Origin of the sequence: Zoogloea ramigera, assembly GCF_006539865.1 — a bacterium.
GTDB lineage: Bacteria > Pseudomonadota > Gammaproteobacteria > Burkholderiales > Rhodocyclaceae > Zoogloea > Zoogloea ramigera.
The window spans coordinates 1-24,524 of record NZ_BJNV01000060.1; the positions used below are offsets into that span (position 1 = coordinate 1).

Below are 24,524 nucleotides of genomic sequence, written 5' to 3' on the forward strand. Positions count from 1 at the left end.
CGGTGAGGTTCGGCAGCTTGAGCTCAGCCTTCACCGCATCCACCACCTTCAGCAGTAGCTCCTGGCTGTAGCCCACCACCTGCTGCTTGTCGTCGTAGTACGAGAAGGGGATCGACGATTCACGGTGGCCGAGGGAGATGGTGCCGCTGTCCTTGATCTTCTTGAGGGTCGCCGACTCCTGGGCCGTGGCCGGCTGGGCGAAGAGCGTGGCGGTGGCGAGGAGGGCGAGGGCGGGCGTGCGGAAACGGTGCATGGCAATTCCTCCAGAGCGGGATGGTGGGCAAAAGCAGATGTTCCCGCCGATTGTAGCCCCGCGGGTGCCCACCATGACAAGGCTCGCTGCTGGAAGTGCCGGGCCCGAAGGCGCGCCATCGGGCGGCCCCGGCCTATACGGGCTTCGCATGCTGCATTCAATGCGCGCAACGTGCTGCGTGCCGCCTGCATCGTCGATCGCTCTGTGGCCAGCGCCGGCAGGGGCCTTGCCGGCGCTGGCTGCAGCATTGAAGGCAGCCGCCGATACGCGGGCGGGGCGAGCTGCCCGGCGGGCTTCAGCGTTGGGGGGGCGCCTGCTCAGGCTTCCGCCGTCACCCGGTCGTGGATGGCCTTCAGGTCGGCCTCGTCGAGGGTTTCGCGGGCCAGCAGGTCGCGGGCGGTGTCTTCGAGGATGGCCCGCCGTTCGGCCAGGATGGCGCAGCTCCGCTCGAAGGCCTTGGCGACGATCTGGCGCACCGCGCAGTCGATCTCACGGGCGGTCTCCTCGGAATAACTGCGCTCCGCGGCCTGGGGCGCGGCCTGGCCGAGGAAGTTGGTCTTGTCGCTGTCGTAGGCCACGTTGCCGAGCTCCTCGTGCATGCCGAAGCGCATCACGATGGAGCGGGCGATCGAGGTGACTTTTTGCAGGTCGTCGGCGGCGCCGGTGGATACCTCGCCGAAGACCAGCTGCTCCGCCGCGCGGCCACCCAGCAGCACCGCCATCTTGTTCTCGAGCTCGGCGCGGGTCATCAGGAAGCGGTCTTCGGTGGGCCGCTGGATGGTGTAGCCGAGCGCCCCGACGCCCCGCGGGATGATGCTGATCTTGTGCACCGGGTCGGTGCCGGGCAGGCCCATCGCCACCAGCGCGTGGCCCATCTCGTGGTAGGCGACGACGGTGCGTTCGTGCTCGTTGAGTACCCGGTTTTTCTTCTCGAGGCCGGCGACGATGCGTTCGATGGCGACGGTGAAATCCCGCAGCGTCACGTCGACGCCGTCGCGGCGGGTGGCCACCAGGGCGGCCTCGTTGCACAGGTTGGCCAGGTCGGCGCCCGAGAAGCCCGGGGTGAGCGCCGCCACCTGGTCGGCGTCGATGCCCGGGGTGAGGGTGATCTTCTTCATGTGCACCTGCAGGATGGCGATGCGGCCCTTCTTGTCGGGGCGGTCCACCAGCACCTGGCGGTCGAAGCGGCCGGCCCGCAGCAGCGCCGGGTCGAGCACCTCGGGGCGGTTGGTGGCGGCCAGCAGCACCAGGCCGGAGGACGAATCGAAGCCGTCGAGCTCCACCAGCAGCTGGTTGAGGGTCTGCTCCTTCTCGTCGTGGCCGCCCATGCCGCCGAAGGCGCCGCGGGCGCGGCCCATGGCGTCGAGCTCGTCGATGAAGATGATCGCCGGCGCCTTGGCCCGGGCCTGCTCGAAGAGGTCGCGCACCCGCGCGGCGCCCACGCCCACGAACATCTCGACGAACTCCGAGCCGGAGATCGAGAAGAAGGGCACGCCCGCCTCGCCGGCCACCGCCTTGGCCAGCAGGGTCTTGCCGGTGCCCGGCGGGCCGACCAGCAGCACACCCTTCGGCACCCGGCCACCGAGGCGGCCGTAGGATTTCGGGTCTTTCAGAAAGCCGACGACTTCCTTCAGCTCGTCCTTGGCCTCATCCACGCCGGCCACATCGCCGAAGCTCACGCCGGTGTCGGCCTCCACGTACACCTTGGCCTTGCTCTTGCCGAGGTTCATGAAGCCGCCGCCCATGCCCTGCTTGCCGGCAAATTTGCGCATCGCGAAGATCCAGATCCCCACGAAGATCACCGCCGGCAGCACCCAGCCGAGAATGTCGCGGAGCAGGGTGTTCTCGACGACGCCGGTGAACTTCACGTCGTATTGCGACAGATCCTTGGCCAACGACGGGTCGACCCGGGTGGTGACGAACTTCTGGCGGCCGTCCTCGAGGGGCTTCTTGAGAGTGCCCTGGATGGCGTTCTCGGTGATCGCGATCTCGCTCACCTCGCCGGCCTTCACCATGCGCTGGAACTCGCTGTAGGGCACGGGCTCGACGCTGCGCACCTGCACCCAAAGGTCGTGGAGGGTGAACACGGCGAGCAGCGCGAAGACGAAGTACCACAGGCTGAACTGGAGTTTCTTTTGCATGGAGTCGGGGCAGACGTGAGGCCTGCGAAGAGGCAATGCATCGCATGTGGGGGTGGACCGCCCGGCTTCAAGCCAGGCCCCCCGATTTGTCCGCCTGGTGCGGGTTCCTTCCTGCGGGCGTCCTGCCTGGCTGCGGAACCCGTCACGGAGCGGGCGGGGGGCGTGCAACCAAAGACTTGGTCATCGCCCCTTGCGCTACCCCCCGAAATGCCGATCCGGAAGACACTCCGCCGCGTTGCGGGTCGGCCTCAAATGCCTCGACGAGGCCAGGGCCGACCACCACCGGGCCTCCGCTGGCGAGCCACCTGGGATAAAGCCGCGGGCGTTGGACGGCGGGGTGAAGTCGCTCATTCCCTGAGCGACAGCGGGTTTAGTCGGCCTTGCCGCCCCTTGCCTTAAGGCGTGCTTCCCGTTTGCGCACTTCGGCCTCGATGCGCTTGAGGAGGGCTGGGTCGGGAGGCTGCCAGTTGGCGCCGGCGCGCTGCGCCATGTAGGCGACGCCACCGGCGAAGGCTTCCAGCGACAGGTCGGCGCGCCCGCCCCGAGGCGGCATGCCGCGGATACCGACCCAGGCGTGGGCCGTCAGCGTGGGCTGGCCTTCGCGGATCAACGGCGCCCACTGGCGCCGGTCGCCCAGTTGTGGCGCGCGGGCCACGCCCCGGCCGTGGCAGGCCGCGCAGACCTCTTCGTAAACCTGCTCACCCTGGCGTGCTGTGTCGGCGGCCGCAATGCCCGAGGTGAGGCAGGCGATCAAGGCCGGTACGACGCGTGACGTGAGGTGGCGCGCGCTGGCGTTAGGGCGCATGGTGAAAGCTCCAGAGAAAGTGGAGTGTGACGCTCGGCGGGGCGTGGAGTTTCGCGGCTTCGATACGAAATCTCCAGACAACAAAGCCCGCCCCGGAGTGGGGCGGGCTTTGTGTGAAGCCGGGGCTTCAGGCCGTTCAGCGGCTGCCGTTGCCTCCGCCGCCGTTGCCACTGCCACCGCTGCTGCGGGGGCTGGTGAAGAGGGCGGGCTTGGCCTCGCCGGTGCGGCGCCCGGTCAGGGTGACCGGCTGGCGACGGGCCTCTTCAAGGGCGGCGGGCGTACCCCGGTTGGGGTTGCCGCCGTTGCCGTGGCGATGACCACCGCCGCGGGGCGCTTCCGGGTCGCGGTAGGTTGATTTTTTCTGGGGCTGGTAGTCGACTCGGTTGCCGAAGTCGTCGTCCTGCTGGCCGCCGCCGGTGCGACGCTGGCCCTGCGGCTGGGCGCGGTTGCCGCGCTCGATGCCCTGGGCGGCGCCTTGAGCCTGAGCCTGGCCTTGCGGTTTGGCACGTTGCTGGCCTTGACCCTGGCCCTGGCTCGCGCCTTGCCTTTGCCCCTGGGGGCGGCCTTGGCCTTGGCCCTGAGCGGGACGCGGGCCCTGGGGCTTGCCCTGGCGGCTGCCTTCAGCCTGGGCCGGCTTCTGCTCGCGGCGTTCACGCTCGCCGCGCTTGCCCTGGTGGGCCGGGCGGGGTTCGCGGGGCGGGCGCTCGTCGGTGTCGGGGGGCGCGGCGGAGGGCACGAAGTCGGGCACCTCGACCTTGTCGATGAGGCGCTTCATGAGGCGCTCGATGTCCTTCAGGAGCGGCAGCTCCTCACGGTCGACCAGCGACACGGCGGCGCCGGAGGAGCCGGCGCGGCCGGTGCGGCCGATGCGGTGCACGTAGTCTTCGGAGACGTTGGGCAGCTCGAAGTTGACCACCTGCGGGAGCTGGTCGATGTCGAGGCCGCGGGCGGCGATGTCGGTGGCCACCAGCACCTGCAGCTTGGCGTCCTTGAAGTCGGCCAGCGCGCGGGTGCGCGCCGACTGGCTCTTGTTGCCGTGGATCGCCGCGGACGGGATGTCGTGCTTGCCGAGGTATTCGGCGAGCTTGTTGGCGCCGTGCTTGGTGCGGGTGAACACCAGCACCTGGAACCACTGGTGCTTCTTGATCAGGAAGGCGAGCAGTTCGCGCTTCACCTTCTGCGGGCACAGGTGCACCGACTGGGTGACCAGCTCGGAGGCGGTGTTGCGGCGGGCGACCTCGACGAAGCCGGGCTGGTGCAGCAGGCCGTCGGCGAGGGCCTTGATCTCGTCGGAGAAGGTGGCCGAGAAGAGCAGGTTCTGGCGCTTCTTGGGCAGCAGCGCGAGGATCTTCTTGATGTCGCGGATGAAGCCCATGTCGAGCATGCGGTCGGCTTCGTCCAGCACCAGGATCTCGACGCCGGAGAGGTCGATGGTCTTCTGGGTGCAGTGGTCGAGCAGGCGGCCCGGGGTGGCGACGAGGATGTCGATCTTCTTCTTGAGGCGGGTGATCTGCGGGTTGATCGCGACGCCGCCGAACATCACCATCGAGGTGAGGGGGAGGTGCTTGCCGTAGGTCTGGACGGATTCCTCGACCTGCGCGGCGAGTTCGCGCGTCGGGGTGAGGATCAGGCAGCGGGGGCGGCCCGGCTTGATGTTGTGGGCGTGCTCTTCGGCCAGGATGTGCAGGATCGGCAGCGTGAAGCCGGCGGTCTTGCCGGTGCCCGTCTGGGCCGCAGCCATCAGGTCACCGCCGGCGAGAACCTGCGGAATGGCCTGGGCCTGGATCGGGGTGGGCACGGTGTAGCCGGTTTCGGTAATGGCGCGCTGGATGGGTTCGCAGAGGGCGAGATCGGAAAAGCTGATCGCAACCGCTGCCTGGGCAGCGGATTCGGCTTGAGTCATGGGGTCTTGTGCTCCTGCGACGGCCTGACCGCTCACGGGGAGCGGCACCAATCGGGGCGGGCGCAAAGAGATTTCGCGATCGGGGAGATCGGGCGAAACATATGAAAGGAATGCCGGTGCGCTGATTGGCGGGCGCACGGTGCCCGGATTGTACGGGTTTGGGGCGGCTTGTGTTGACTTTTTTGGATTGGGCCGGGCGCTTTTGTGTGGGTGGCACCCGTTCCAGACCCGGCGGGGGTGCAGCCGCAGCCGGGGCGCGGGGGAGGCACGCCGGCCGGCTGGAATGCGAGTGACGAGGGCGGCGGCTTATTCCTCGAGGCTGTCCCCGAAGACTCCATTCCACAGCTTCCGCACCCCCTGCGCCATCTCGGCGACCTGCTCGCGGGGCACGCGGGAGGCCTGGTTGTTGAGGCGCAGGCCGTGCTGCAGGCGGCGGTATTCGCGGTAGCTGTCTGCGACGGCGGCGGCCTGGTCGGCGGGGATCAGGCCGAGCTCGCCGGCCATCCCGAGCAGCGCGATGTTGCCCAGGTTGCCGGTGAGGCTGGCGTGCTGGTGGGCGTAGCCGAGGACGAGGTACTGGACGATGAACTCGACGTCGATCAGGCCGCCGCGGTCGTGCTTGAGGTCGAACAGCTCGGTCTTGTTGGGGTGGGCGTCGGCCATGCGCTGGCGCATCGCCAGCACTTCTTCGCGCAGCTTGGCGAGCTCGCGCGGCTGGCGCAGGACTTCGCAGCGGATGGCCTCGAATTTGGCGCCGATCTCCCGGTCGCCGGCGCAGAAGCGGGCGCGGGTGAGGGCCTGGTGTTCCCACACCCAGGCGTTCTCGAGCTGGTACTGGCGGAAGGCGGCGAGGGACACCACCATCAGCCCGGAGTCGCCGTTGGGGCGTAGGCGCAGGTCGGTCTCGAAGAGCTGGCCGGCCGGGGTCTGGGCCGACAGCCAGGTGTTGGTGCGCTGGCCGAGGCGGGTGTAGAGCTCGGCGGATTCGGGGGCGTCGTCGTCGTGGACGAAGACCATGTCGAGGTCGGAGGCGTAGCCGAGCTCCTTGCCGCCGAGCTTGCCGTAGGCGAGCACCGCAAACTTGGGGTCGTCCCGGTGGCGGTTCTTGATCTTGCGCCAGCACATGCTGACGGCGAGGTCGACGATGATGTCGGCCAGCGCCGACAGGAAGTCGGCGTGGCGCTCGACGGTGAGCTTGCCGGCGATGTCCTTGGTGAGCAGGCGGAAGACTTGGGCGTGATGCTGCTCGCGCATCAGGTCCATCTGGCGTTCCATGTCGGGCTCGATCTCGTCGAGCTGCTGGGCGAGCTCGGCGCGGAAGGCGGGCAGGTCGAGCTCTTCTTCGAGGAGGCGCGGGTCGAGGGCTTCGTCGAGGAGGATCGGGTGGCGGTTGAGGAACTGGGCGGCCCAGCTCGAGGCGCCCACCAGCTCGGCCACCTTGTGCACGGTCTGCGGGTACTGCTGCAGCAGCGCGAGGTAGGAGCCGCGCCGGCTGATGGCGTCGAGCAGGTCGAGCAGGCGCTCGAAGGTGGCGTTGGGGTCGGCGGTCTCGGCGGCGGCTTCGATGACCCGCGGGATCAGCGGGTCGAAGCGCATCCGGATGCCCGGCGGCATCTGCTGGTAGCGGCTGCCGCTGCGGGCCGCGGCAAGGCGGCGGGCGGCGGCGGTGGCGTCGGGGTAGCCGAGGCGGCGGAACTCTTCGGCGCTGCGCTCCTCGTCGGTGGCGCAGGACCACAGCTCGTCGAGGCTGTGGCCGGCCTCGGTGGGGTTGCCGAAGACGCTGTCGAAGTGTTTGCCGACGATCTCCCGGTGCGTGTCGAGTTCGGCGAGCAGGGCCTCGTAGCTGGCGAAGCCCATGCCGCGGGCGATGATCGCCTGGTCGTCGGGGTTGCCGGGCAGGTTGTGGGTCTGGGCGTCGTCGAGGTATTGCAGGCGGTGCTCGACGCGGCGCAGGAAGTCATAGGCGGCGGCCAGTTGCTGCTCGGCCTCGCGGGTGATGATGCCGCGCTCGGCCAGGCGGTCGAGCACCCTGAGCGTGGGCTTGATCTGCAGCGAGGTGTCGCGCCCGCCGCGGATGAGCTGGAAGACCTGGGCCAGGAACTCGATCTCGCGGATGCCGCCGGGGCCGAGCTTGACGTTGTGGGCCATGTCCTTGCGGGCCACCTCGCGGCGGATCTGGGCGTGCAGGTCGCGCATCGCGTTGATGGCGCCGAAGTCGAGGTATTTGCGGAAGATGAAGGGGCGGGCGATGTCGGCCAGCTCGGCGCTGCGGATGCCGGTCATCACGCGGGCCTTGATCCAGGCGTAGCGCTCCCATTCGCGGCCCTGGGTGATGAAGTAGTTCTCGAGCATGTCGAAGCTCGCCACCAGCGGGCCGGAGTCGCCGTTGGGGCGCAGGCGCATGTCGACCCTGAACACCTGGCCGTCGCCGGTGAGGTCGTTGAGGGCCTGGATGATGCCGCGCCCGAGCTTGGTGAAGAACTCGAAGTTGTCGATGATCTTGGGGCCGGCGGTGCTGCCGTCCTCGGGGTACACATAGATCAGATCGATGTCGGACGACACGTTGAGCTCGCGGCCGCCGAGCTTGCCCATGCCGATGATGATGAACTCCTGCTCGCGGCCGTCGGCCGACACCGGCATGCCGTGGCGTGCGACGAGCCCGGCCCGCACGATGTCGTGGGCGGTTTCGACGGCGATGTCGGCGAGCACGGTCATGGTCTCGGTGACCTCGGCGAGGTCGGCCAGGCGGGCCAGGTCGCGCACCATCACGTGGCAGATCACCCAGGCGCGCAGCCGGCGCAGCACCGGCTTGAGGGTGTTGTCGTCGACCTTCTCGTCGCGCAGGAAATCACGCATCGCGGTGGCGTCGAGGGGCGCGCCTATGCTGGCGGCGAGGCGCGGGGCGAGCCAGCTGCGGCTGTCGAGCTGGCGGCGCAGGAAGCGCGAGCAGGCGAGGGCGTCGAGGATGGGTTGGGGCAGGGCCGTGGGCTGTTCGGACATGGTGGAGGCCGATTGGTAGAATGCAAGATTGTCTATGTTGACCCCGACTTATGTCTGCCGGACTGATTTTCGTCAAGCCTGATGCCGCATGCGTCGCGTGCGGGGCTGTGTTCTCGGGCCCGGCGGCCTTGTGCTGAGCGCCCCGTGAGCCATCCCGCCGCCGTCTCCGGCGCTCTTCCGCGTGGCTGAGGGGCGCCGCTTCTCCGCGCTGCACCTGCCGCGTCTGTGGCTGCGCCGGCTGGCCTGGCTGGCGCTGGCGGTCTACCTTGCGGGCGGGCTGCTGTTTCTGGGTTTGCGCCACTTCGTGCTGCCCCAGGTGCCGGCCTACCGGGCCGAGGTGGCCGGGCTGCTGTCGCGCTCCCTCGGTCTGCCCGTCGAGATCGCCAGCCTGTCGGCCGACTGGCAGGGGCTGCGCCCCACCTTCCGGCTCGGCGGGCTGACGATCCGTGACGCCGCCGGCCAGCCGGCCCTCAGCCTCGAGCGGGTCGAGGCCCAGCCGGGCTGGACCTCGCTGCTGCTGATGCGCCTGCGCCTGCACCGGCTGGAGATCGCCGGCCCGCAGCTGGCGGTGCGGCGCCTCGCCGATGGTCGCATCTTCGTCGCCGGGCTGCCGGTGAAGGCCGAAGGCGGGCAGGGCGACTTTGCCCACTGGCTGCTCGACCAGCGCGAGATCGTGATCCGCGACGCCCGCCTGGTGTGGTGCGACGCTCTGCGCGGGGCCGAGGATCTGGCCCTCGACAAGCTCGAGTTCCGCCTCGAGAACCGCGGCGCCCATCACCGTTTCGGCCTGCGGGCCCAGCCGCCGGCCCGGCTCGCGGCGGCCCTCGATGTGCGCGGCGACCTGCGCGGCAGCGACCCGGCCAACCTGGCCGAGTGGCGCGGGGAGCTCTACGCGGCCCTCGATTACGCTGCGCTGGGCGCCTGGCGCCCGTGGGCCGATTACCCCCTCGACGTCGATGGCGCCGGCGGCCTGCGGGTGTGGCTGGAGCTTGCCGCCGGCCGGCTGGCCGGGGTGACCGCCGATTTCGCGCTGCGCGACGCCCGCGCCCGCCTGGGGGCGGAGCTGGACGACATCCCCCTCGCCCGCGCCGCGGGCCGCCTGCGCTACCGCGACGAGGACGGCGTAACCGAGGCGAGCGGCCGTCAGCTGTCCCTGCAGACCCGCGACGGCCTGACGCTCGCGCCGATGGACTTCTTCCTGCGCCTCGACGCGCCCCGCGGCAAGGCGCCGGCCAGGGGCGAGTTCGTCGCCAGCCAGCTCGATCTGTCGGTGCTGTCGCAGCTGGCCGGGCGGCTGCCCTTCGACCCCGCCTTCCGGGCGCGGCTGGCGGCCCTGGCGCCGGCCGGCCAGGTGGCGCCGGCCAACGTCAAATGGACGGTCGGGGTAGGCCGCCTCGCCAGCTATGCGGTGGATGCGCGCTTCAGCCGGCTGGGCATCGCCCCGGTCGGGGCGTGGCCGGGCTTCTCGGGCCTGTCGGGGCGCATCGAGGGCAACGAGAAGGGTGGGCGTTTCAGCCTGAGCGGCCGCGACGCCAGCCTCGACCTGCCGCAGCTCTTCCCCGCGCCGCGCCTGGCCCTGGCCGAGCTGGCCGCCGACGGCAGCTGGAGCCACCCGGACGGGGTGCTGGAGGTGACGCTGGCCAGCGCCAGCTTCGCCAACCCGGACACCCGCGGCTCGGCCGCCGGGCGTTACCGGGCCAGCCGCGACACGCCGGGCGAGATCGACCTGCAGGCCCGCCTGACTGAGGCCGACGCCCGCGCCGTGTGGCGCTACATGCCCGCCGTGGTGGGCAAGGCGGCCCGCGACTGGCTGGAGCACAGCCTGGCCGGCGGCAAGGCCGAGGACGCGCGGCTGGTGCTGAAGGGCGACCTGGCAAAGTTCCCGTTCCGCAACCCGAAGGACGGCACCTTCCGTGTCACCGCCCGGGTCACCGACGGCCTGCTCGACTACGCCCCGGGCTGGCCCAAGATCGAGGGCATCTCCGGCGAGCTGCTCTTCGAGGGCGCCGGGATGCGCATCAAGGCCAACCGCGGGCGCATCTTCGGCGCCGAGCTGAAAGACGTCACCGCGGTGCTGCCGGATTTCGAATCCAACGACGTGCTCACGGTGCGCGGCACGGCCAGCGGCCCGACCCAGGATTTCCTGCGCTTCATCGCCGAGAGCCCGGTGGCGGCCAGCATCAACCACGTCACCGACCCCTTCCGCGTCGAGGGCGTGGGCAGCCTCGACCTGCAGCTCGTGCTGCCCCTGGCCAGGATCGAGGCCTCGCGGGTGAAGGGCGAGTACCACTTTGCCCGCAACGCGCTGCAGGTCGACCCGGCGCTGCCGGTGTTCGCCGACGCCGGCGGGCGGGTGGCCTTCACCGAGAGCCAGCTGGTGGTGAAGAACGGCAGCGCCCGGGTGTTCGGCGATCCGGTGACGGTGAGCGGCGGCACGCGCCCCGACGGCAGCGTGGTGCTCAATACCCAGGGCACCCTGAGCGTGGTGGGCCTGCGCCAGGCTGTCGATCTGCCGCTCCTCGACCATCTGTCGGGCAGCACGGCCTGGAAGGGCGCGGTCACGGTGCCGAAGAAGGGCGGCGTTGAGTTCGTGCTCGACAGCAACCTGAACGGGATTGTCTCCAGCCTGCCCGACCCGCTCAACAAGTCGGCCGCGGCGAGCCTGCCCTTCCGCTTCGAGCTGGCCGTGCCGGCGGGCGCCGCGGGGGGTGACACCCTCCGGCTGGCGGCCGGCACGCTGTTTCAGGCCCAGTTCCAGCGCCAGCACCGGGGCGGGCGCAGCGTCGTCACCCGCGGTGGGATGTCCCTCAACGAGCCCCTGCGCCTCGGTGACAAGGGGGTGATGCTGTCGGCCAGCGCCGACCGCCTCGACGCCGACGCCTGGCGCAAGGCCCTGGCCGGCAAGTCCGGTGCGCCGGCCGAAGGGGCCGCTGAGGGCGACGATGCCTTCCCGATCTCCGGGGTGGCGTTAAGGGCGGGCGAGCTGCAGATGCTCGGCCAGCGCCTCAACGACGTGCGCCTGCGGGCGGTGATGGAGGAGGGCGGCTGGCAGGCGCGCCTGGCGAGCCGCGAGGCCACCGGCGACGTCGTCTGGCGCGACCAGGGGCGCGGCCGGTTGCAGGCGCGCTTCAAGCAGCTGGCCATCGGCAGCCCGGACAAGGACGGCGAGGCCGAGCGCGAGGTGCCCGACGAGGAGCGCCTCTCCGAGCTGCCGGGGCTCGACATCAGCGCCGACAGCTTTGTGCTGCGCGGTCGGCAGCTCGGGCGGCTCGACCTGAAGGCGGCCAACCAGGGTGAAACCTGGCGCCTCGAGCAGCTCAGCATTGCCAACCCCGATGGCGTGCTGTCGGGCAAGGGCCTGTGGCGCCCCGGCGCCCGCGAGGAAACCCGCCTCGATTTCCGGCTCGAGGTGGCCAGCGTCGAGAAGCTGCTGGCCCGCTTCGGCTACCCCGAGGCGGTGCGGCGCGGCCGCGGCAGCCTGGCCGGCGAGATCGCCTGGAGGGGGCCACCCACCGCGCTGCACCTGCCCAGCCTGGGCGGCCACATGCAGGTGGCGGTGGAAAACGGCCAGTTCGCCCAGCTCGAGCCGGGGGTCGGGCGGCTGCTCGGGGTGCTCAGCCTGCAGGCGCTGCCGCGGCGGATCACCCTCGACTTCCGCGACGTGTTTTCCCAGGGATTCGCCTTCGACCAGGTTTCCGGTAGCATCCAGATGAAGAATGGTGTGCTGGGCACCAAAGACCTCGAACTCAGCGGCCCGGCCGCCAAGGTCTTCATGAGCGGCGAGGCCGATGCGGTGAAGGAGTCGCAAAACCTGCGGGTCAAGGTCCAGCCGACCCTGTCCGAGTCGGTCGCCGTTGGTTCCGCCATCGCCTCCATGGGAGCCATCCACCCGATGGTCGGGGTGGCCACCTACCTCGTGCAGAAAGCCCTGCGCGACCCGGTGGAAAAACTCTTCAGCTTCGAATACGCCGTGACCGGCAACTGGTCCGACCCCAAGGTGGAAAAGCTGGCGGCCGTCCCGGTGGCCGCGCCCACGAAATAGCCCGAGTGCAAGGAAGCCCCATGAACAGCCCCCAGCTTTGCCGCATTGCCGCCGTGCAGATGATCTCCGGCCCCGACGTGGACGCCAACCTCGCCGAGGCCGACCGGCTGATCGGCGAGGCCGCCGCCCAGGGCGCCCGCCTGGTGGCGCTGCCCGAATACTTCCCGCTGATGAGCCCCGACGAGACCGCCAAGATCCGCATCCGCGAGCGCGACGGCGAGGGCCCGCTGCAGGCCTTCCTCAAGGACGCCGCGCGGCGCCACAAGGTCTGGCTGGTCGGCGGTTCGATCCCGCTGGCCGCCGAAGCCCCCGACAAGGTGCGCAACTCGACCCTCGTCTTCGACGACACCGGGCGCCGGGTGGCGCGCTACGACAAGGTGCACCTGTTCGGCTTCGAATCCGGCCGCGAGCGCTACGACGAGGCCGCCACCATCGAGGCCGGCAACGAGGTGGTGTGCTTTGAGGGGCCCTGCGGCGAGGTCGGGCTGTCGATCTGCTACGACCTACGCTTTCCCGAGCTCTTCCGGGCAATGGGCGACGTCAGCCTGATCGTGCTGCCCGCCGCCTTCACCCACACCACCGGCCGCGCCCACTGGCAGGTGCTGCTGCGTGCCCGCGCCATCGAAAACCAGTGCTACGTGCTCGCCAGTGCCCAGGGCGGGACACATCCCCATGGCCGAAAGACCTGGGGTGAGAGCATCATCATAGACCCGTGGGGCGAGGTGCTCGCCAGCCTGCCCGAAGGCCCGGGGGTGGTGGTGGCCGACGTCGACCCGGCCCGCATCGCCGGGGTGCGGGCCAGCCTGCCGGCCCTGCGCCATCGCAAGATCAAGTAACCGTCTTCACGAATCGAAAGCCCATGAGCAAGAACCTGCCCCCCAATCCGCTGAAGACCGCCAGCAAGCTGCTCCTCAAGCCCTACGACCTCGACTTCGAGGACCTCGACAAGGTTTTCAGCAAGCTCTTCCGCCACAAGCTCGACTACGCCGACCTGTACTTCCAGTACCACCGCTCGGAGGCCTGGAGCCTTGAAGAGGGCATCGTCAAGTCGGGCAGCTTCAACATCGAGCAGGGGGTTGGCGTACGCGCCATCACCGGCGAGAAGACGGCCTTCGCCTACTCCGACGACATCAGCCTGAAGGCCCTCAAGGACGCCGCCGACGCGACCCGCGCGATCGCCGCCGCCGGGCGCCGCAAGACCCACAAGATCGAGGCCGTCAAAAAGCCGCCGCTGGCCCTGTATGGCGCCGGCAACCCACACGATTCGCTCGACGACGTCGCCAAGGTGAAGCTGCTCGAGCGCCTCGAGGCGATGGCCCGCGCCGAGGACCCGCGGGTCAAGGAGGTCATGGCCAGCCTCGTCGGCACCTGGGAAGTGGTGCTGGTGGCCCGCAGCGACGGCCACCTGGCGGCTGACATTCGCCCGCTGGTGCGTGTCTCGGTCACCGTGATCATGGAAGAAAACGGCCGCCGTGAGCAGGGCTCGGCGGGCGGCGGCGGGCGCTACGACTACGGCCACTTCAGCGATGCGGTGCTCGGCGACTACGCGAAGGCGGCGGTGCACCAGGCCCGCGTCAACCTGGGCGCCAGCCCGGCGCCGGCCGGCTCGATGACCGTGGTGCTCGGCAACGGCTGGCCCGGCATCCTGCTCCACGAGGCCATCGGCCACGGCCTGGAGGGCGACTTCAACCGCAAGGAGAGCTCTGCCTTCGCCGGCCGCATCGGCCAGCAGGTGGCGGCCAAGGGCGTCACGGTGGTCGATGACGGCACCCTCGCCGACCGCCGCGGCTCGCTCACCATCGACGACGAGGGCAACCCCACCCAGCGCACCGTGCTGATCGAGGACGGCATCCTCACCGGCTACATGCAGGACATGCTCAACGCGCGCCTGATGGGCGTCGCGCCCACCGGCAACGGGCGCCGTGAATCCTTCGCCCACCTGCCGCTGCCGCGCATGACCAACACCATCATGCTGGCCGGCCAGCATGAGCCGGCCGAGATCATCGCCTCGGTCAGGAACGGCCTCTACGCGGTCAATTTCGGCGGCGGGCAGGTGGACATCACCTCGGGCAAGTTCGTCTTCTCGACCTCCGAGTGCTACCTCATCGAAGACGGCAAGGTGACCCGCCCGGTCAAGGGCGCCACCCTGATCGGCAACGGCCCCGACTGCCTGACCCGCGTCTCGATGATCGGCAACGACCTCGCCCTCGACCCGGGCGTCGGCACCTGCGGCAAGGATGGCCAGAGCGTGCCGGTCGGGGTCGGCCAACCCACCCTGCGCATCGACGGCCTGACCGTCGGCGGAACCGGAGCCTGACATGCAGAGACGCGACTTCCTGATCTTCGCCGCTGCCAGCGGCCTGCTGTCCGGCACGGCGGCGCCGGTGGCCGGCACGGCCCTCAGCCTGCCGGTGGCGATCAACAAGTCAGGCCGCCTGCGCATGTTGTCCCTGCGCGGCGCCAAGGCCTGGCTGCTGCTGGTGCAGGGCGTGCTGCCGGAGCGGGCGAAGAGCATCCTGGCCCAGTCCCTGGCGTCCTTCGAGCAGATCCTCGGCGAGCTCAAGACGCTCCAGCCCGGTGACGACATCCGCGGCCTGGCGCAGACGCTCGACCAGGAATGGCGAGCCTATCGCCCCCTGCTGGCCGACGTCCGCGCCGACCCCAAGGCGGTGTGGACCCACAGCGAGGCCGTGCTCGCCGCGGCCCAGGCGCTGACCGTGGCCTACGAGAAGGCGGCCGGCACCAGCAGCGGCAAGCTCGTCAACCTGTCGGGCCGTCAGCGCATGCTGTCCCAGCGCATGGCCAAGGCCTACCTGTTCCGCCAGATGGGGGTCAATACGGCCGAGGCGGGCAGCATGCTCGACGCGGCCATGAAGGAGTTCGCCAAGGCCCACGACGATCTCAAGGCCGCCCCCCAGAGCACCGCCCAGATCAAGTCCGAGCTGGCGCTGGTCGAGCAGCAGTGGTTCTTCTTCCAGAACGCGCTGCAGATGCGGGCCGCCACCGATCGGGTCAAGGCGGCCTCCGATGTGGGCACCACCAGCGAGCGCATCCTTGAACAGATGGATCTGGTGGTAGGCCTCTACGAACGCCTGTAAAACTGGGAGGGTGCCATGGCCGCTCGAAACCTGAGCCTCGCGGCAGTCGTCGCGGCGTCGCTGCTGCAGTTTGCGTGTGCCACGCCGAACGCCTCGCCCCAGGCCATCCAGCGCCTCGACCCCGCGGCGCTGGCCGAAATCGAACGCGCCCGCCAGCCGGCTGCGCCGCTCAGCCTCGACGAGGTGGTGGCCCGTTCCCGCGCCGGGCAGGGCAGCGAGGCCCTGCTCGACGAGATCCGCCGCACCGCTACCCGCCACCCGATCAGCCCATCCGAGGCGGTGCGCCTCAAGGCCCAGGGGGTCGCGCCCGAGGTGCTCGACGCCCTCAACGAGGCCCACACCCGCTGGGCCCAGGACGAGGCCGCCGCGGTGCGGGCCCGACGCGACGCCGAACAGGCCGCCGCCCTCAAGCGCGCCCAGGCAGACGCCGAACGCTACCGGCGCAGCGCGCCCTACGCCGACCCGTTCTGGCCCTACCGCAGCTATCCCTTCGGCTACCCCTACCGCCATCCGCGCTTCGCGCCCTACGGCGGCTTCGGCTGGGGCATCCAGATCCGGCCGTGACAGGGGAGGCCAGGGGTACGGGGCGTTGACGCTGGCCCCGTATGGGCGGCTCTCATGCGTTCCGTGATGGTGTCGTTCAGGCGTGCAGCCATTGGCTGCGCATTCGCTGCATCAAGAGTTCTTCAAACGTGTAGTAGCCCGGTTCGGTTTGCGTTGCCAGTTCCCGCAATGCAAATGCGGCGCCCGTGCCGAAGGCCTCGCGCCGGATGGAGTCATGGCTGATCCGCACCGTTTGATACGGAAAGCCGAACACGACCTCATGGTGTCCGACAATCCCGCCGAGCCGCAGCGAAGTGATGCTTTCGTCCTCGACATCCAGGGCCTCGGCGATCTTGCGTGCCGTCCCCGAGACCTCAGGTTTGTTGCGAAAGTGCTCCTCGAGAATGGCGATGTCCGCGTGGGGGGCGATCTCGCGGAGCAGCTTGGCTGCGAGGATCACGAAGTTGATCCCCAGCGTCATGTTGGGGGAGCAGATGACCCGGGCCGTTTCGCCCAGTGACCGGATGTAGGCCAGCTCGACGTCACTGTAGGCGGATATCCCGGTGACCAGCATCAGCTTGCGCCGACGCACCTCCTCTCCGTAAAGATGCACCGCTTCCGGGCTGGAGAAATCGACCAGCGCATCGACCGGATGCGCGTCGAGCCATTCGGGGAGGTCGATCGCGTCCAGGCCGATGACTGGCGTTGCGCCATCGCTCAATACGCGGTCCGTGCCCAGGTTCGTTCTTTTTGCGATCCATTCGAGTTTCAGGCTTGGGTCTGCACCGAGTACGTTCGCCACGGCTTGCCCTGCCTTGCCATAGCCGATAAGGCCTATCTTGAGCATCTGATATTCACCATCTCATTGCGCTACCGATCCGTCGGCAGCGACGAGGATCACGGGAGTCGGCCGCCGGGCCCGCTTGAGCCGGCGGACCAGGCCGCTGCTGCGGAAGTCCAGCCAGTCCGGCCTCGGCAGGACGATCGCCGTGCACTCCAGCTGCTCGGCGAGGTCGAGGATGCCGAACACCGGTTCCTGCTCTCGAAAGCAGGCTTTGCACGGGATGCCGGCCGCCTTCAGCGGCGCCGATGCTTCCGCCAGAAAACGCTCGGCCCGCGACTGAAAATGCCGGTGGATCTCCTGTTCGGTCCGGAAACGCAGGACCTCCCAGTCACGGACCGGCGCCACGATGTAGAGCAGGCAGACCTCCACGGGCTCCACCTGCCTCGCGAGCGCGATCGCGTAAGGCACGCCTCGGCGCGATGCCTCGGTGGCGTCGATCGGGATCAGCAAGCGTTGCGGCGCCGGCCCGCTTCGGGCCTGCTCCCCGGCCGGGGTCGCGTGGGCGGGATTTCCCATTTCAAGCTCCTCGGGAGGGTCGGTCTTTGTCGTGTCGAAGTTTGTGGAGAGTCTCCACGCCCCGGCGGAGCCGCCTCAGGTAGAGCGGCCCGAGGACGAGCAGCAGCAGCGGCGTGGCCACCAGCACCTGGCTGATGAAGACCCGCAGTACGTCGGCGCCGGGGCTTTCTGCTGGCCGCAGCAGCCAGGTGACGAGGGCGAGCCCGGCGAGCAGGCCGACCCGCTCGATCCGGTCGTATTCGGCCGCACTAGCCCTGCCTAGCACCGCCGGCCACTCGCGCGGCGGCCAGGCCCGCAGCTGCGGGACGGCCTGCGTCAGCAGCCACTGGAGGGGGCGCGAGCGAAGGAGCAGCCCTGCGACCGGCATCACAGCACCTGGAACGCCACGATCGCCACGCAGGTCGGCGGCAAGGCGGCCAGAAACAGCCCCATCGGGCTGATCGACTCGTCGTCGAAGGATGACTTGAGGATCGCCACGCCGGCCGGGTTGGGGGCGTTGGCGATGAAGGTGAGGCCGCCGCCCGTCACCGCGCCGGCGACGATGGCGTACTTGAACTCGGGGGAGACGCCCTCCACCAGGGACGCCAGGTAAGTCAGCGCGGCGTTGTCGGTCACGGCGGTCAGGGCCGTGGCCAGGAAGTACAGCAAGGTGGGCTCGACGCCCACCAGGGCATGCTGGAGCCACCACTGCTGCATCCCGCCCAGGACGACCAGCCCCGCCAGGAAGAAGGCCACCAGCAGCCCTTCCCGCAGGATGAGGCGGTCCTGGTGGGCCTTGTAGGCCTCCGTGAAGCCCAGGAAGAACAGGAAGAGCCCCATGAACACCACCGGATGGTGGGCGAAGAGGACCACACCGAACAGGAAGGCGAGGTGGATCCCGGCCATCGCGAGGGGCATTGGCGCACGGCCGGTGTGCTCGTCGGTGTTCCCCTTGGTGATCAGCTCGCGGCGGAACAGCCAGGTGAGTACCACCGCGTTCACGAAGACCGCGACGGCCGCCTTCCAGCCGAAATGGGTGATCATGAACGGGGTGTCCCACTGCCACTTGGCAGCCACCATCAGGACCGGCGGGGCGGCAAAGTGGGTCAGCGTCCCGCCGATCGAGACATTCACGAAGAGCATGCCGAGGGTGGCGTACTTGAGGCGGTTGGAGAGCCCCCGGCTGAAGTAGCGGTCGCGCAGCATCAGGGCCGCCAGCGTCATGGCCGCCGGCTCGGTGATGAAGGAACCCAGCAGGGGCACGATGGCGAGGCACAGGAAATACACCGCCAGCACCTTGCGGACGGGGATCAGCGCGGCCAGCAGGCGTACTGCGTTGATCACGGTGGTCACGATCGGCCGGCTCGCCGCGATCACCATCACCACGAAGACGAACATGGGTTCGGTGAAGTTTCGCCCTTCGAGGTAACTGACGGCCGCGTCCTGGCCGGACAGCCAGAACAGCGAGGCGATCAGCACGAAGGCCCAGAAGCCGAAGACCACCTCGACTTCCCCCAGCAGGTGCCAGAGGCCTGCGTGGCGGGGCTGGAGGTGGGCCAGATGGGCGAAGAAACGGGTGGAGAAGGTATGGATGACCGCGATCGCAAAGATGGTGGCGGCAAGGATCTCGGGAAGGGTGGCAGCCGGGAGGCCCATGGTCGAGGCAAGGTCGGGAATCGAGCCTTAAGGTACCCGGCGGGAGCAAGGAGGGAAATTCGGGGACCACTTAGCGGGAGCGCGTAGGTGTTTCCCGTGTTACCCGATCGGGCCGCTTGCGCCACAATTCGTTGATTGTCACGGCTCGCGTCGCTCCCTCCTTGCACAAGCACCTGATCACCCTCGGTTTCGTCGGGCTTTATGTGGCCCTCGATGCGGCCAGCTTCATTCATCCGTTGCATGGCCTCAACATCACGCCCTGGAACCCGGCGCCGGCGCTCGGCCTGGTGTTCCTGCTGCGTCGGGGCCCCGGGGCGAGGCCCGTGCTGGTGGGGGCGGTGCTGCTCAGCGAGTATCTGGTGCGCGGCCTGCCGTCTCCGTGGTGGGACAGCCTGCTGTCGGCGCTCATCCTTGCCGCCGGCTACCTGCTGCTCAGCGAGGCGCTCGTGCGGCGAATGTCGCCTTCGACCCTGCTCGACGATCGGGCCGCCTTGCTCGGCTGGATGCTGCCGGTGGTGTTCGGCACACTGCTCAACAGCCTGGTGTATGTGAGCAGCCTGCATGTGCTGGGTCTGTTACCCCCCGGTGGCTGGCTGACCGGCGTTCTGCAGTTCTGGGTGGGGGACGCGGTGGGCATCACCGTGGCGATGCCCTTGTTCTGGTGGCTCAGTGGGGAGCGCGGCCGGCTGGCGCTGCGGGCGGCGCTGGTGGGCTGGGAGACGCTCGGCTACTCGCTGCTCGGCCTGCTGGCGCTGTGGGTCGCGTTCGGGCTGGGTGGGGATGGCGGCTTCAAGCTCTTCTATTTCCTTTTCCTGCCCATCGTCTGGGCCTCGGCGCGGCAGGGCATGGCCGGGGCGATCGTGTCGGCGACCCTGCTGCAGGTCGGCGTGATCGCCGCCGTCCAGCTGCTTGATTTCAGCGCGGTGACGGTGGCCGAGCTGCAGATGCTGGCGGTCGTGATGGCGCTCATCGGCTTTTTCATCGGCGGGGTCGTGGACGAGCAGCGCCGGACCAGCGACGAGCTGCGCCAGACCTTGCGGCTGGCGGCGGCCGGCGAGATGGCTGGCGCGCTGGCCCACGAGCTCAACCAGCCACTGACGGCGATGGGGGCCTATGCCTCGGCCTACGACGCGCTTCAGGCCAGGGGCGAGGGCGGTGCCCGGCTTGACGCGGCCATCAACGGGATGCGCGCCGAGGCCCGGCGTGCCGGCGAGGTGGTCCGCCGGCTGCGCGATTTCTTCCGCACCGGGGCGACCAAGCTCGAGGCCGTGCCGCTGGCCGAGATCGTCGCCGCGGCGGCGGCGCACTACCAGGCCAAGGCCCGGCAGAGCGGGGTCGGGTTCTGCGTGGCGGAGATGCCGGAGCTCATGCTGCTGGCCGACCGGCTGCAGCTCGAAGTGGTGCTGCGCAACCTCTTGTCCAACGCCTTCGATGCGGTTGCGGCCGCTGACGCTGGTGCACGGCAGGTCTCGATCCGCGCCGAGCGCCTGCCCGGTGAGCTGGTCTCGATCTGCGTTGAGGATTCCGGCTCGGGCCTCGGCCGCCAGGACCTCGAGCGCGCCTTCGAGTCCTTCCACTCCTCCAAGTCGAGCGGGCTCGGCCTCGGGCTCGTGATCAGCCGGGCCATCGCCGAAACCCATGGGGGCCGCCTGTGGGGCGAGGTGGCAGACCACGGCGTGTTCAAGCTCGTTCTACCGATCCAGGAAACTCCACGCCCATGACCGACAACCTGACGGTCTTCATCGTCGATGACGACCCCTCCGTGCGTGATGCCCTCGGCCTGCTGCTGGGCGTCCATGACTACCGCCTCGCGGTGTTCGCCGATGCCGACAGCTTTCTCAGGGCCCTCAAGCCCCACTGGCATGGGTGCCTGCTGCTCGACATCCGAATGCCGGGAATGGACGGCCTCAGCTTGCAGAAGAAGCTGCTCGAGCTCGGGTGCGACCTGCCGGTGGTCATCATGACCGGGCACGGCGACGTGGATTCGGCCCGCGAGGCGTTTCGGGCGATGGCGGTGGATTTCCTCGAGAAGCCGCTGGACGGTGCGCGCCTGCTGGCCGCCATCGCGGAAGCCTTCGAGCGGCAGCGCCAGGCCGCCGACGCGGCCGCGAGCCGGAGCCAGATCCAGCGCCGCCTCGACAGGCTGACCCCCCGGGAGCGGGAGGTGATGGCGCGTGTCGTGGCCGGCCGCCACAACCGCGAGATTGCCGCGGAGCTGGCCATCAGCCCGCGGACGGTCGAGGTGCACAAGGCCCGGATGATGGACAAGCTGGGTGTCGCCAGCGTCGCGGAGCTGGTCCGGCTCAGCCTGGGCTGAGCGCGCCTGCCCTTCAGCCGCCGTCCGGCAGTGTGATGCGCGTCCGCTTCGGATCGAAGATTGCGCCCCGCGGCAGCAGGTGCAGCCGGATGTTGCTGGCGCCGGTGAGGTTTCTGCGGTCGTGGGTCATGCGCGCCCCGCGGGCGTCGATCACCTTCACGTAGCTCTTGCCCAGCACCTCCCAGCGGCCGTCCGGGCGGACCAGCAGGGCCGTCTCCTCGTCGATGCCGACGCCGATCAGCTGTGGCCGGTCGAGCACCGCGCTCAGCAGGCGGTTGTAGCGGGCGCGCTTGAGGAAGTGCTGGTCGACGATCGCATCCGGCAGGAAGCCGAAGCCCTTGCCCAGGTCGATCGCCCCACGGGCGATGGGCGGCGAATCGCCCCGTTCGTTGCTCTGCCGGCCGGTCAGCATCTCGCTCGTCATCACCGCGGCGCCGGCGGACGTTCCGCCCACGACCGCGCCCTCCTGGTAGCGGCGCTCGATGACGTCGAGGGCCCGGGTGCCGAGCAGGGTCGCCGCGAGACGGTTCTGGTCGCCGCCCAGGAACCAGTAGCCCGAGAACGCCTCGAGCTGCTGGGCCGTGGCTTCCGTCTGGGCATCGTGGCGTTCTAGGTTGATCAGGTGGGGGTCGGCGTCCAGCTTGCGGAGTTCGGCGATCACCTCCTGGGCTTCCTCGTCGAACTGGGTGCTGGCCATCGGGAAGACGGCGATCCGCGCCTTCCCGGGCCCGCCGGCGAGGGTCACGAAGCGCTGCTGAACGGCGGCGGGTGTGTCGCCGCCGCCCACGATGATGAGGTTGCCCGGCCGGGTGAGCGGGCCGGGCGGCTCGCTCGCGGCCGGTCCGGCGAAGGCGAGGCCGCCGAGGAGGGCGATGAACTGGATGAACAGCCGCATGGCGGGTGCCGCGAGGAGGTGCAGGAAGGTTCGCATCGAGGATCGGAGTTCGGCCGTGATGGCCATGCAGGCCCGCCGCCGGGGCGGGGAAGGGGCGCGACTATAGCCTGTGCGTCCGGCAGGCGGAATTCGGGAGGCGCGTAGGTGGAGCCTGCAAGCGGCTCTCCGCACCCATCGCCGGGGCCCGCCAACGTGGCGGCTGGCGGGGTGCATGGGCTAGAATCCACGACTTACCAAAAAGTTGCCGACAGGGTTCGCCATGCACACCGCTTCAAAAGTCACCATCGATGATGTCCGGATCAAGGAGATCAAGGAACTCAACCCGCCCAGCCACGTGCTGAGGGAGTTTCCCGCCACCAAGAAGGCGGCCGAGACGACTTTTGCGGCGCGTAGCGCGATCCACCGCGTCCTCTTCGGCGCAGACGACCGCCTGCTGGTGGTGATCGGGCCCTGCTCGATCCACGACTACGACGCGGCGATGGAATACGCCCGCCGCCTGAAGGCCGAGGCCGACCGCCTGCAGGACGACCTGCTGGTGGTGATGCGTGTTTACTTCGAAAAGCCCCGCACCACGGTGGGCTGGAAGGGCCTCATCAACGACCCGCACCTCAACGGCAGCTTCTCCATCAACGAAGGCGTGCGCCTCGCCCGCAAGCTGCTGTGGGAGGTCAATGAGCTGGGCCTGCCGGCCGCCACCGAGTTCCTCGACATGATCACGCCCCAGTACCTGGCCGACCTGATCTGCTGGGGCGCCATCGGCGCGCGCACCACCGAGAGTCAGGTGCACCGCGAGCTGGCCTCCGGCCTGTCCTGCCCGGTGGGCTTCAAGAACGGCACCGACGGCAACATCCGCATCGCCGTCGATGCGATCAAGGCCGCCCAGTCGCCCCACCACTTTCTGTCGGTCACCAAGGCCGGCCACTCGGCCATCGTGTCCACCACCGGCAACGAGGACTGCCACCTCATCATGCGCGGCGGCAAGGCTCCCAACTACGACGCCACCAGCGTCGATGCGGCCTGCAAGGAGCTCGCCGCCTCCGGCCTGCAGGCCCGCCTGATGGTGGATTTCTCCCACGCCAACAGCAGCAAGCAGTTCAAGCGCCAGGTGGACGTGGCCCGCGACGTGGCCGAGCAGATGTCAAAGGGCGAGGAGCGCATCATCGGCGTGATGGTCGAGTCGCACATCAAGGAAGGCCGCCAGGACCTCAAGCCGGGCGTCGAACTCGAATACGGCAAGAGCATCACCGACGCCTGCATCGGCTGGGAAGACAGCCTCACCGTGCTCGACGTGCTGGCCGAGGCCGTGCGCCAGCGCCGCGTGCTGCGCGCCGCGCAAGAGTAAGCCGCCTCCCGCCGGGCCGCCGCGCCTTGCGGTGGCGCCCGGCCGGGCTGTTTCCGACGCCCGCCTTCCGCGGGCGATTTTCATGGGCCGCCGTGACGGCCCGCACAAAGGGGTTTGCCGGTGCCGCTGCCTGGTGTCGACCTCGCCGGGCCTGCCGGCGGCCGTGTTGTGGGGCGCTTCGCCCCGTCGCCCAGCGGCCCGCTGCATTTTGGTTCGATGGTGGCGGCCCTCGGCAGCTGCCTGTCGGCTCGCGCCGCGGGGGGGCGCTGGCTGCTACGCATCGAGGACGTGGACACGCCGCGCACCGTGCCCGGCGCCGCCGACGGCATCCTGCGCACCCTCGAGCATTTCGGCTTCGAATGGGATGGCCCGGTGGTCTGGCAGAGCCGGCGGACCGACGCCTACCGGGCGGCCTTCGAGCAGCTGCGCGCCGCCGGCCAGGTGTTCGCCTGCGCCTGCACGCGCAAGGAGATCGCCGATTCGGCCCTCGCCCGCGACGGCACGCGGCGCTACCCGGGCACCTGCCGCAATGGCCTGCCGCCGGGGCGCGAGGCGCGGGCCTGGCGCCTGCGGGTCGAGCCGGGCGTGGTGAGCTTCGACGACGCGGTGCAGGGCCTGATCTGCGAGGACGTGGCCGCCGACGTCGGCGACTTCGTGCTGCTGCGCGCCGACGGCCTGTTCGCCTATCAGCTGGCGGTGGTGGTGGATGACGCCGCGGCGGGTGTCACCGAGGTCGTGCGCGGGGCCGACCTGCTCGACTCCACTGCCCGGCAGATATTGCTGCAGCGCCTGCTTGGCCATCCCTCGCCGGCCTACGCCCACCTGCCGGTGGCCAGCAACAGCGCCGGTGAAAAGCTCTCCAAGCAAACCCTGGCCCGGGCAGTCGACGGCGGCGACCCGGCCCGGGTGCTGGTGGATGCGCTCGACTTTCTCGGCCAGCAGCCTCCCGTCGGGCTCGCCGACGCGGGCCTGGCAGCCGTGTGGGCGTGGGCCCGGCAGCGCTGGTCGATGGCCCGGGTGCCGCGCTGGCGGGCCGTGCCGGCGCCCCGCTACGGCTGAGGCGGGGGCCTCCCGCGGTGCCCCGCAACCGGTCTTCCGGTGCGGCGGGCCCGGGATTGTTGCAATGTGATTCGCGGGGCCCCTCTGCAATCTTGTTTCACCCTTGCTCTCGCGTCGGCTGACTAGAATTC

At 69.7% G+C, this 24,524-nt stretch carries 18 protein-coding genes and 1 pseudogene; 9 read left to right on the forward strand and 10 right to left on the reverse strand.

Features of this window, described 5'->3' with window-relative positions:
• The 5 genes and pseudogenes from ZRA01_RS15510 to glnE all read right to left on the reverse strand — a co-directional run.
• A pseudogene (locus ZRA01_RS15510) lies at window positions 1–253 on the reverse strand (amino acid ABC transporter substrate-binding protein); the annotation flags it as partial.
• A gap of 317 nt (window positions 254–570) precedes the next feature.
• Window positions 571–2,394 (reverse strand): ATP-dependent zinc metalloprotease FtsH, encoded by a 1,824-nt coding sequence (ftsH, locus tag ZRA01_RS15515; protein ID WP_141353843.1) that lies wholly within the window; start codon window positions 2,392–2,394, stop codon window positions 571–573.
• A 370-nt stretch (window positions 2,395–2,764) separates the two neighbouring features.
• Entirely contained in the window at window positions 2,765–3,199 is a 435-nt protein-coding gene (locus ZRA01_RS15520) for a c-type cytochrome (protein ID WP_141353844.1), read from the reverse strand.
• Between the two features lie 136 nt (window positions 3,200–3,335).
• Window positions 3,336–5,102 carry a DEAD/DEAH box helicase gene (locus ZRA01_RS15525; RefSeq protein ID WP_141353846.1) on the reverse strand — a complete coding sequence of 589 codons (1,767 nt, stop codon included), beginning with the start codon at window positions 5,100–5,102 and terminating at the stop codon, window positions 3,336–3,338.
• A gap of 306 nt (window positions 5,103–5,408) precedes the next feature.
• Window positions 5,409–8,102 carry a bifunctional [glutamate--ammonia ligase]-adenylyl-L-tyrosine phosphorylase/[glutamate--ammonia-ligase] adenylyltransferase gene (gene glnE / locus ZRA01_RS15530; protein ID WP_141353848.1) on the reverse strand — a complete coding sequence of 898 codons (2,694 nt, stop codon included), beginning with the start codon at window positions 8,100–8,102 and terminating at the stop codon, window positions 5,409–5,411.
• A 181-nt stretch (window positions 8,103–8,283) separates the two neighbouring features.
• Here glnE and ZRA01_RS15535 point away from each other — a divergent pair, with 181 nt between their 5' ends.
• The 5 genes from ZRA01_RS15535 to ZRA01_RS15555 are packed head-to-tail and all read left to right on the forward strand — an operon-like array spanning window position 8,284 to window position 15,806.
• Window positions 8,284–12,144 (forward strand): YhdP family protein, encoded by a 3,861-nt coding sequence (locus ZRA01_RS15535; RefSeq protein WP_170182992.1) that lies wholly within the window; start codon window positions 8,284–8,286, stop codon window positions 12,142–12,144.
• Window positions 12,145–12,164: 20 nt separating this feature from the next.
• On the forward strand, window positions 12,165–12,980 hold the full coding sequence (locus ZRA01_RS15540; protein ID WP_141353852.1) for a carbon-nitrogen hydrolase family protein: 816 nt from the start codon (window positions 12,165–12,167) through the stop codon (window positions 12,978–12,980).
• A gap of 23 nt (window positions 12,981–13,003) precedes the next feature.
• A complete protein-coding gene (gene tldD / locus ZRA01_RS15545) occupies window positions 13,004–14,461 on the forward strand; it encodes a metalloprotease TldD (protein WP_141353854.1) in 1,458 nt (485 codons plus the stop codon).
• A 1-nt stretch (window position 14,462) separates the two neighbouring features.
• A complete protein-coding gene (locus ZRA01_RS15550) occupies window positions 14,463–15,242 on the forward strand; it encodes a type IV pili methyl-accepting chemotaxis transducer N-terminal domain-containing protein (protein WP_141353856.1) in 780 nt (259 codons plus the stop codon).
• Between the two features lie 15 nt (window positions 15,243–15,257).
• Complete coding sequence (locus tag ZRA01_RS15555; protein WP_141353858.1) at window positions 15,258–15,806, forward strand: hypothetical protein; 549 nt, start codon at window positions 15,258–15,260, stop codon at window positions 15,804–15,806.
• A 76-nt stretch (window positions 15,807–15,882) separates the two neighbouring features.
• On the opposite strand, the gene ZRA01_RS15560 is transcribed toward ZRA01_RS15555, so the two are convergent.
• The 4 genes from ZRA01_RS15560 to ZRA01_RS15575 are packed head-to-tail and all read right to left on the reverse strand — an operon-like array spanning window position 15,883 to window position 18,780.
• A complete protein-coding gene (locus tag ZRA01_RS15560) occupies window positions 15,883–16,632 on the reverse strand; it encodes a 4-hydroxy-tetrahydrodipicolinate reductase (protein ID WP_141353860.1) in 750 nt (249 codons plus the stop codon).
• 15 nt (window positions 16,633–16,647) lie between these two features.
• Window positions 16,648–17,145 (reverse strand): universal stress protein, encoded by a 498-nt coding sequence (locus ZRA01_RS15565; RefSeq protein WP_141353862.1) that lies wholly within the window; start codon window positions 17,143–17,145, stop codon window positions 16,648–16,650.
• Window position 17,146: 1 nt separating this feature from the next.
• Window positions 17,147–17,512 carry a hypothetical protein gene (locus tag ZRA01_RS15570; protein ID WP_141353864.1) on the reverse strand — a complete coding sequence of 122 codons (366 nt, stop codon included), beginning with the start codon at window positions 17,510–17,512 and terminating at the stop codon, window positions 17,147–17,149.
• The gene (locus ZRA01_RS15575) at window positions 17,512–18,780 is read right to left on the reverse strand and encodes a putative Na+/H+ antiporter (RefSeq protein ID WP_141353865.1); all 1,269 of its coding nucleotides are present in this window, start codon (window positions 18,778–18,780) and stop codon (window positions 17,512–17,514) included. Before ZRA01_RS15575 ends, ZRA01_RS15570 begins: the two co-directional genes overlap by 1 nt.
• Window positions 18,781–18,941: 161 nt before the next feature.
• Here ZRA01_RS15575 and ZRA01_RS15580 point away from each other — a divergent pair, with 161 nt between their 5' ends.
• On the forward strand, window positions 18,942–20,501 hold the full coding sequence (locus ZRA01_RS15580; RefSeq protein WP_218028730.1) for an ATP-binding protein: 1,560 nt from the start codon (window positions 18,942–18,944) through the stop codon (window positions 20,499–20,501).
• A complete protein-coding gene (locus ZRA01_RS15585) occupies window positions 20,498–21,097 on the forward strand; it encodes a response regulator transcription factor (RefSeq protein WP_141353867.1) in 600 nt (199 codons plus the stop codon). Before ZRA01_RS15580 ends, ZRA01_RS15585 begins: the two co-directional genes overlap by 4 nt.
• Window positions 21,098–21,110: 13 nt before the next feature.
• On the opposite strand, the gene ZRA01_RS15590 is transcribed toward ZRA01_RS15585, so the two are convergent.
• Window positions 21,111–22,028, reverse strand: a complete 918-nt coding sequence (locus ZRA01_RS15590) for a cyanophycinase (protein ID WP_170182993.1) — start codon at window positions 22,026–22,028, stop codon at window positions 21,111–21,113.
• 223 nt (window positions 22,029–22,251) lie between these two features.
• Here ZRA01_RS15590 and aroG point away from each other — a divergent pair, with 223 nt between their 5' ends.
• Together aroG and gluQRS are read left to right on the forward strand one after the other, a co-directional pair.
• Window positions 22,252–23,334, forward strand: a complete 1,083-nt coding sequence (aroG, locus tag ZRA01_RS15595) for a 3-deoxy-7-phosphoheptulonate synthase AroG (RefSeq protein ID WP_141353871.1) — start codon at window positions 22,252–22,254, stop codon at window positions 23,332–23,334.
• Window positions 23,335–23,454: 120 nt separating this feature from the next.
• A complete protein-coding gene (gene gluQRS, locus ZRA01_RS15600) occupies window positions 23,455–24,393 on the forward strand; it encodes a tRNA glutamyl-Q(34) synthetase GluQRS (RefSeq protein WP_246093691.1) in 939 nt (312 codons plus the stop codon).
• Window positions 24,394–24,524 lie beyond the last annotated feature (131 nt).

What these genes read in the sequence shown, in the direction of transcription:
- ZRA01_RS15575 (WP_141353865.1), bottom strand. Translation starts at nt 18,780, where the DNA reads ATGGGCCTCCCGGCTGCCACCCTTCCCGAGATCCTTGCCGCCACCATC.
- ZRA01_RS15540 (WP_141353852.1), top strand. Translation starts at nt 12,165, where the DNA reads ATGAACAGCCCCCAGCTTTGCCGCATTGCCGCCGTGCAGATGATCTCC.
- ZRA01_RS15590 (WP_170182993.1), bottom strand. Translation starts at nt 22,028, where the DNA reads ATGCGAACCTTCCTGCACCTCCTCGCGGCACCCGCCATGCGGCTGTTC.
- ZRA01_RS15585 (WP_141353867.1), top strand. Translation starts at nt 20,498, where the DNA reads ATGACCGACAACCTGACGGTCTTCATCGTCGATGACGACCCCTCCGTG.
- ZRA01_RS15550 (WP_141353856.1), top strand. Translation starts at nt 14,463, where the DNA reads ATGCAGAGACGCGACTTCCTGATCTTCGCCGCTGCCAGCGGCCTGCTG.
- tldD (WP_141353854.1), top strand. Translation starts at nt 13,004, where the DNA reads ATGAGCAAGAACCTGCCCCCCAATCCGCTGAAGACCGCCAGCAAGCTG.
- ZRA01_RS15520 (WP_141353844.1), bottom strand. Translation starts at nt 3,199, where the DNA reads ATGCGCCCTAACGCCAGCGCGCGCCACCTCACGTCACGCGTCGTACCG.
- glnE (WP_141353848.1), bottom strand. Translation starts at nt 8,102, where the DNA reads ATGTCCGAACAGCCCACGGCCCTGCCCCAACCCATCCTCGACGCCCTC.
- ZRA01_RS15555 (WP_141353858.1), top strand. Translation starts at nt 15,258, where the DNA reads ATGGCCGCTCGAAACCTGAGCCTCGCGGCAGTCGTCGCGGCGTCGCTG.
- aroG (WP_141353871.1), top strand. Translation starts at nt 22,252, where the DNA reads ATGCACACCGCTTCAAAAGTCACCATCGATGATGTCCGGATCAAGGAG.
- ZRA01_RS15525 (WP_141353846.1), bottom strand. Translation starts at nt 5,102, where the DNA reads ATGACTCAAGCCGAATCCGCTGCCCAGGCAGCGGTTGCGATCAGCTTT.
- ftsH (WP_141353843.1), bottom strand. Translation starts at nt 2,394, where the DNA reads ATGCAAAAGAAACTCCAGTTCAGCCTGTGGTACTTCGTCTTCGCGCTG.
- ZRA01_RS15560 (WP_141353860.1), bottom strand. Translation starts at nt 16,632, where the DNA reads ATGCTCAAGATAGGCCTTATCGGCTATGGCAAGGCAGGGCAAGCCGTG.
- ZRA01_RS15565 (WP_141353862.1), bottom strand. Translation starts at nt 17,145, where the DNA reads ATGGGAAATCCCGCCCACGCGACCCCGGCCGGGGAGCAGGCCCGAAGC.
- ZRA01_RS15570 (WP_141353864.1), bottom strand. Translation starts at nt 17,512, where the DNA reads ATGCCGGTCGCAGGGCTGCTCCTTCGCTCGCGCCCCCTCCAGTGGCTG.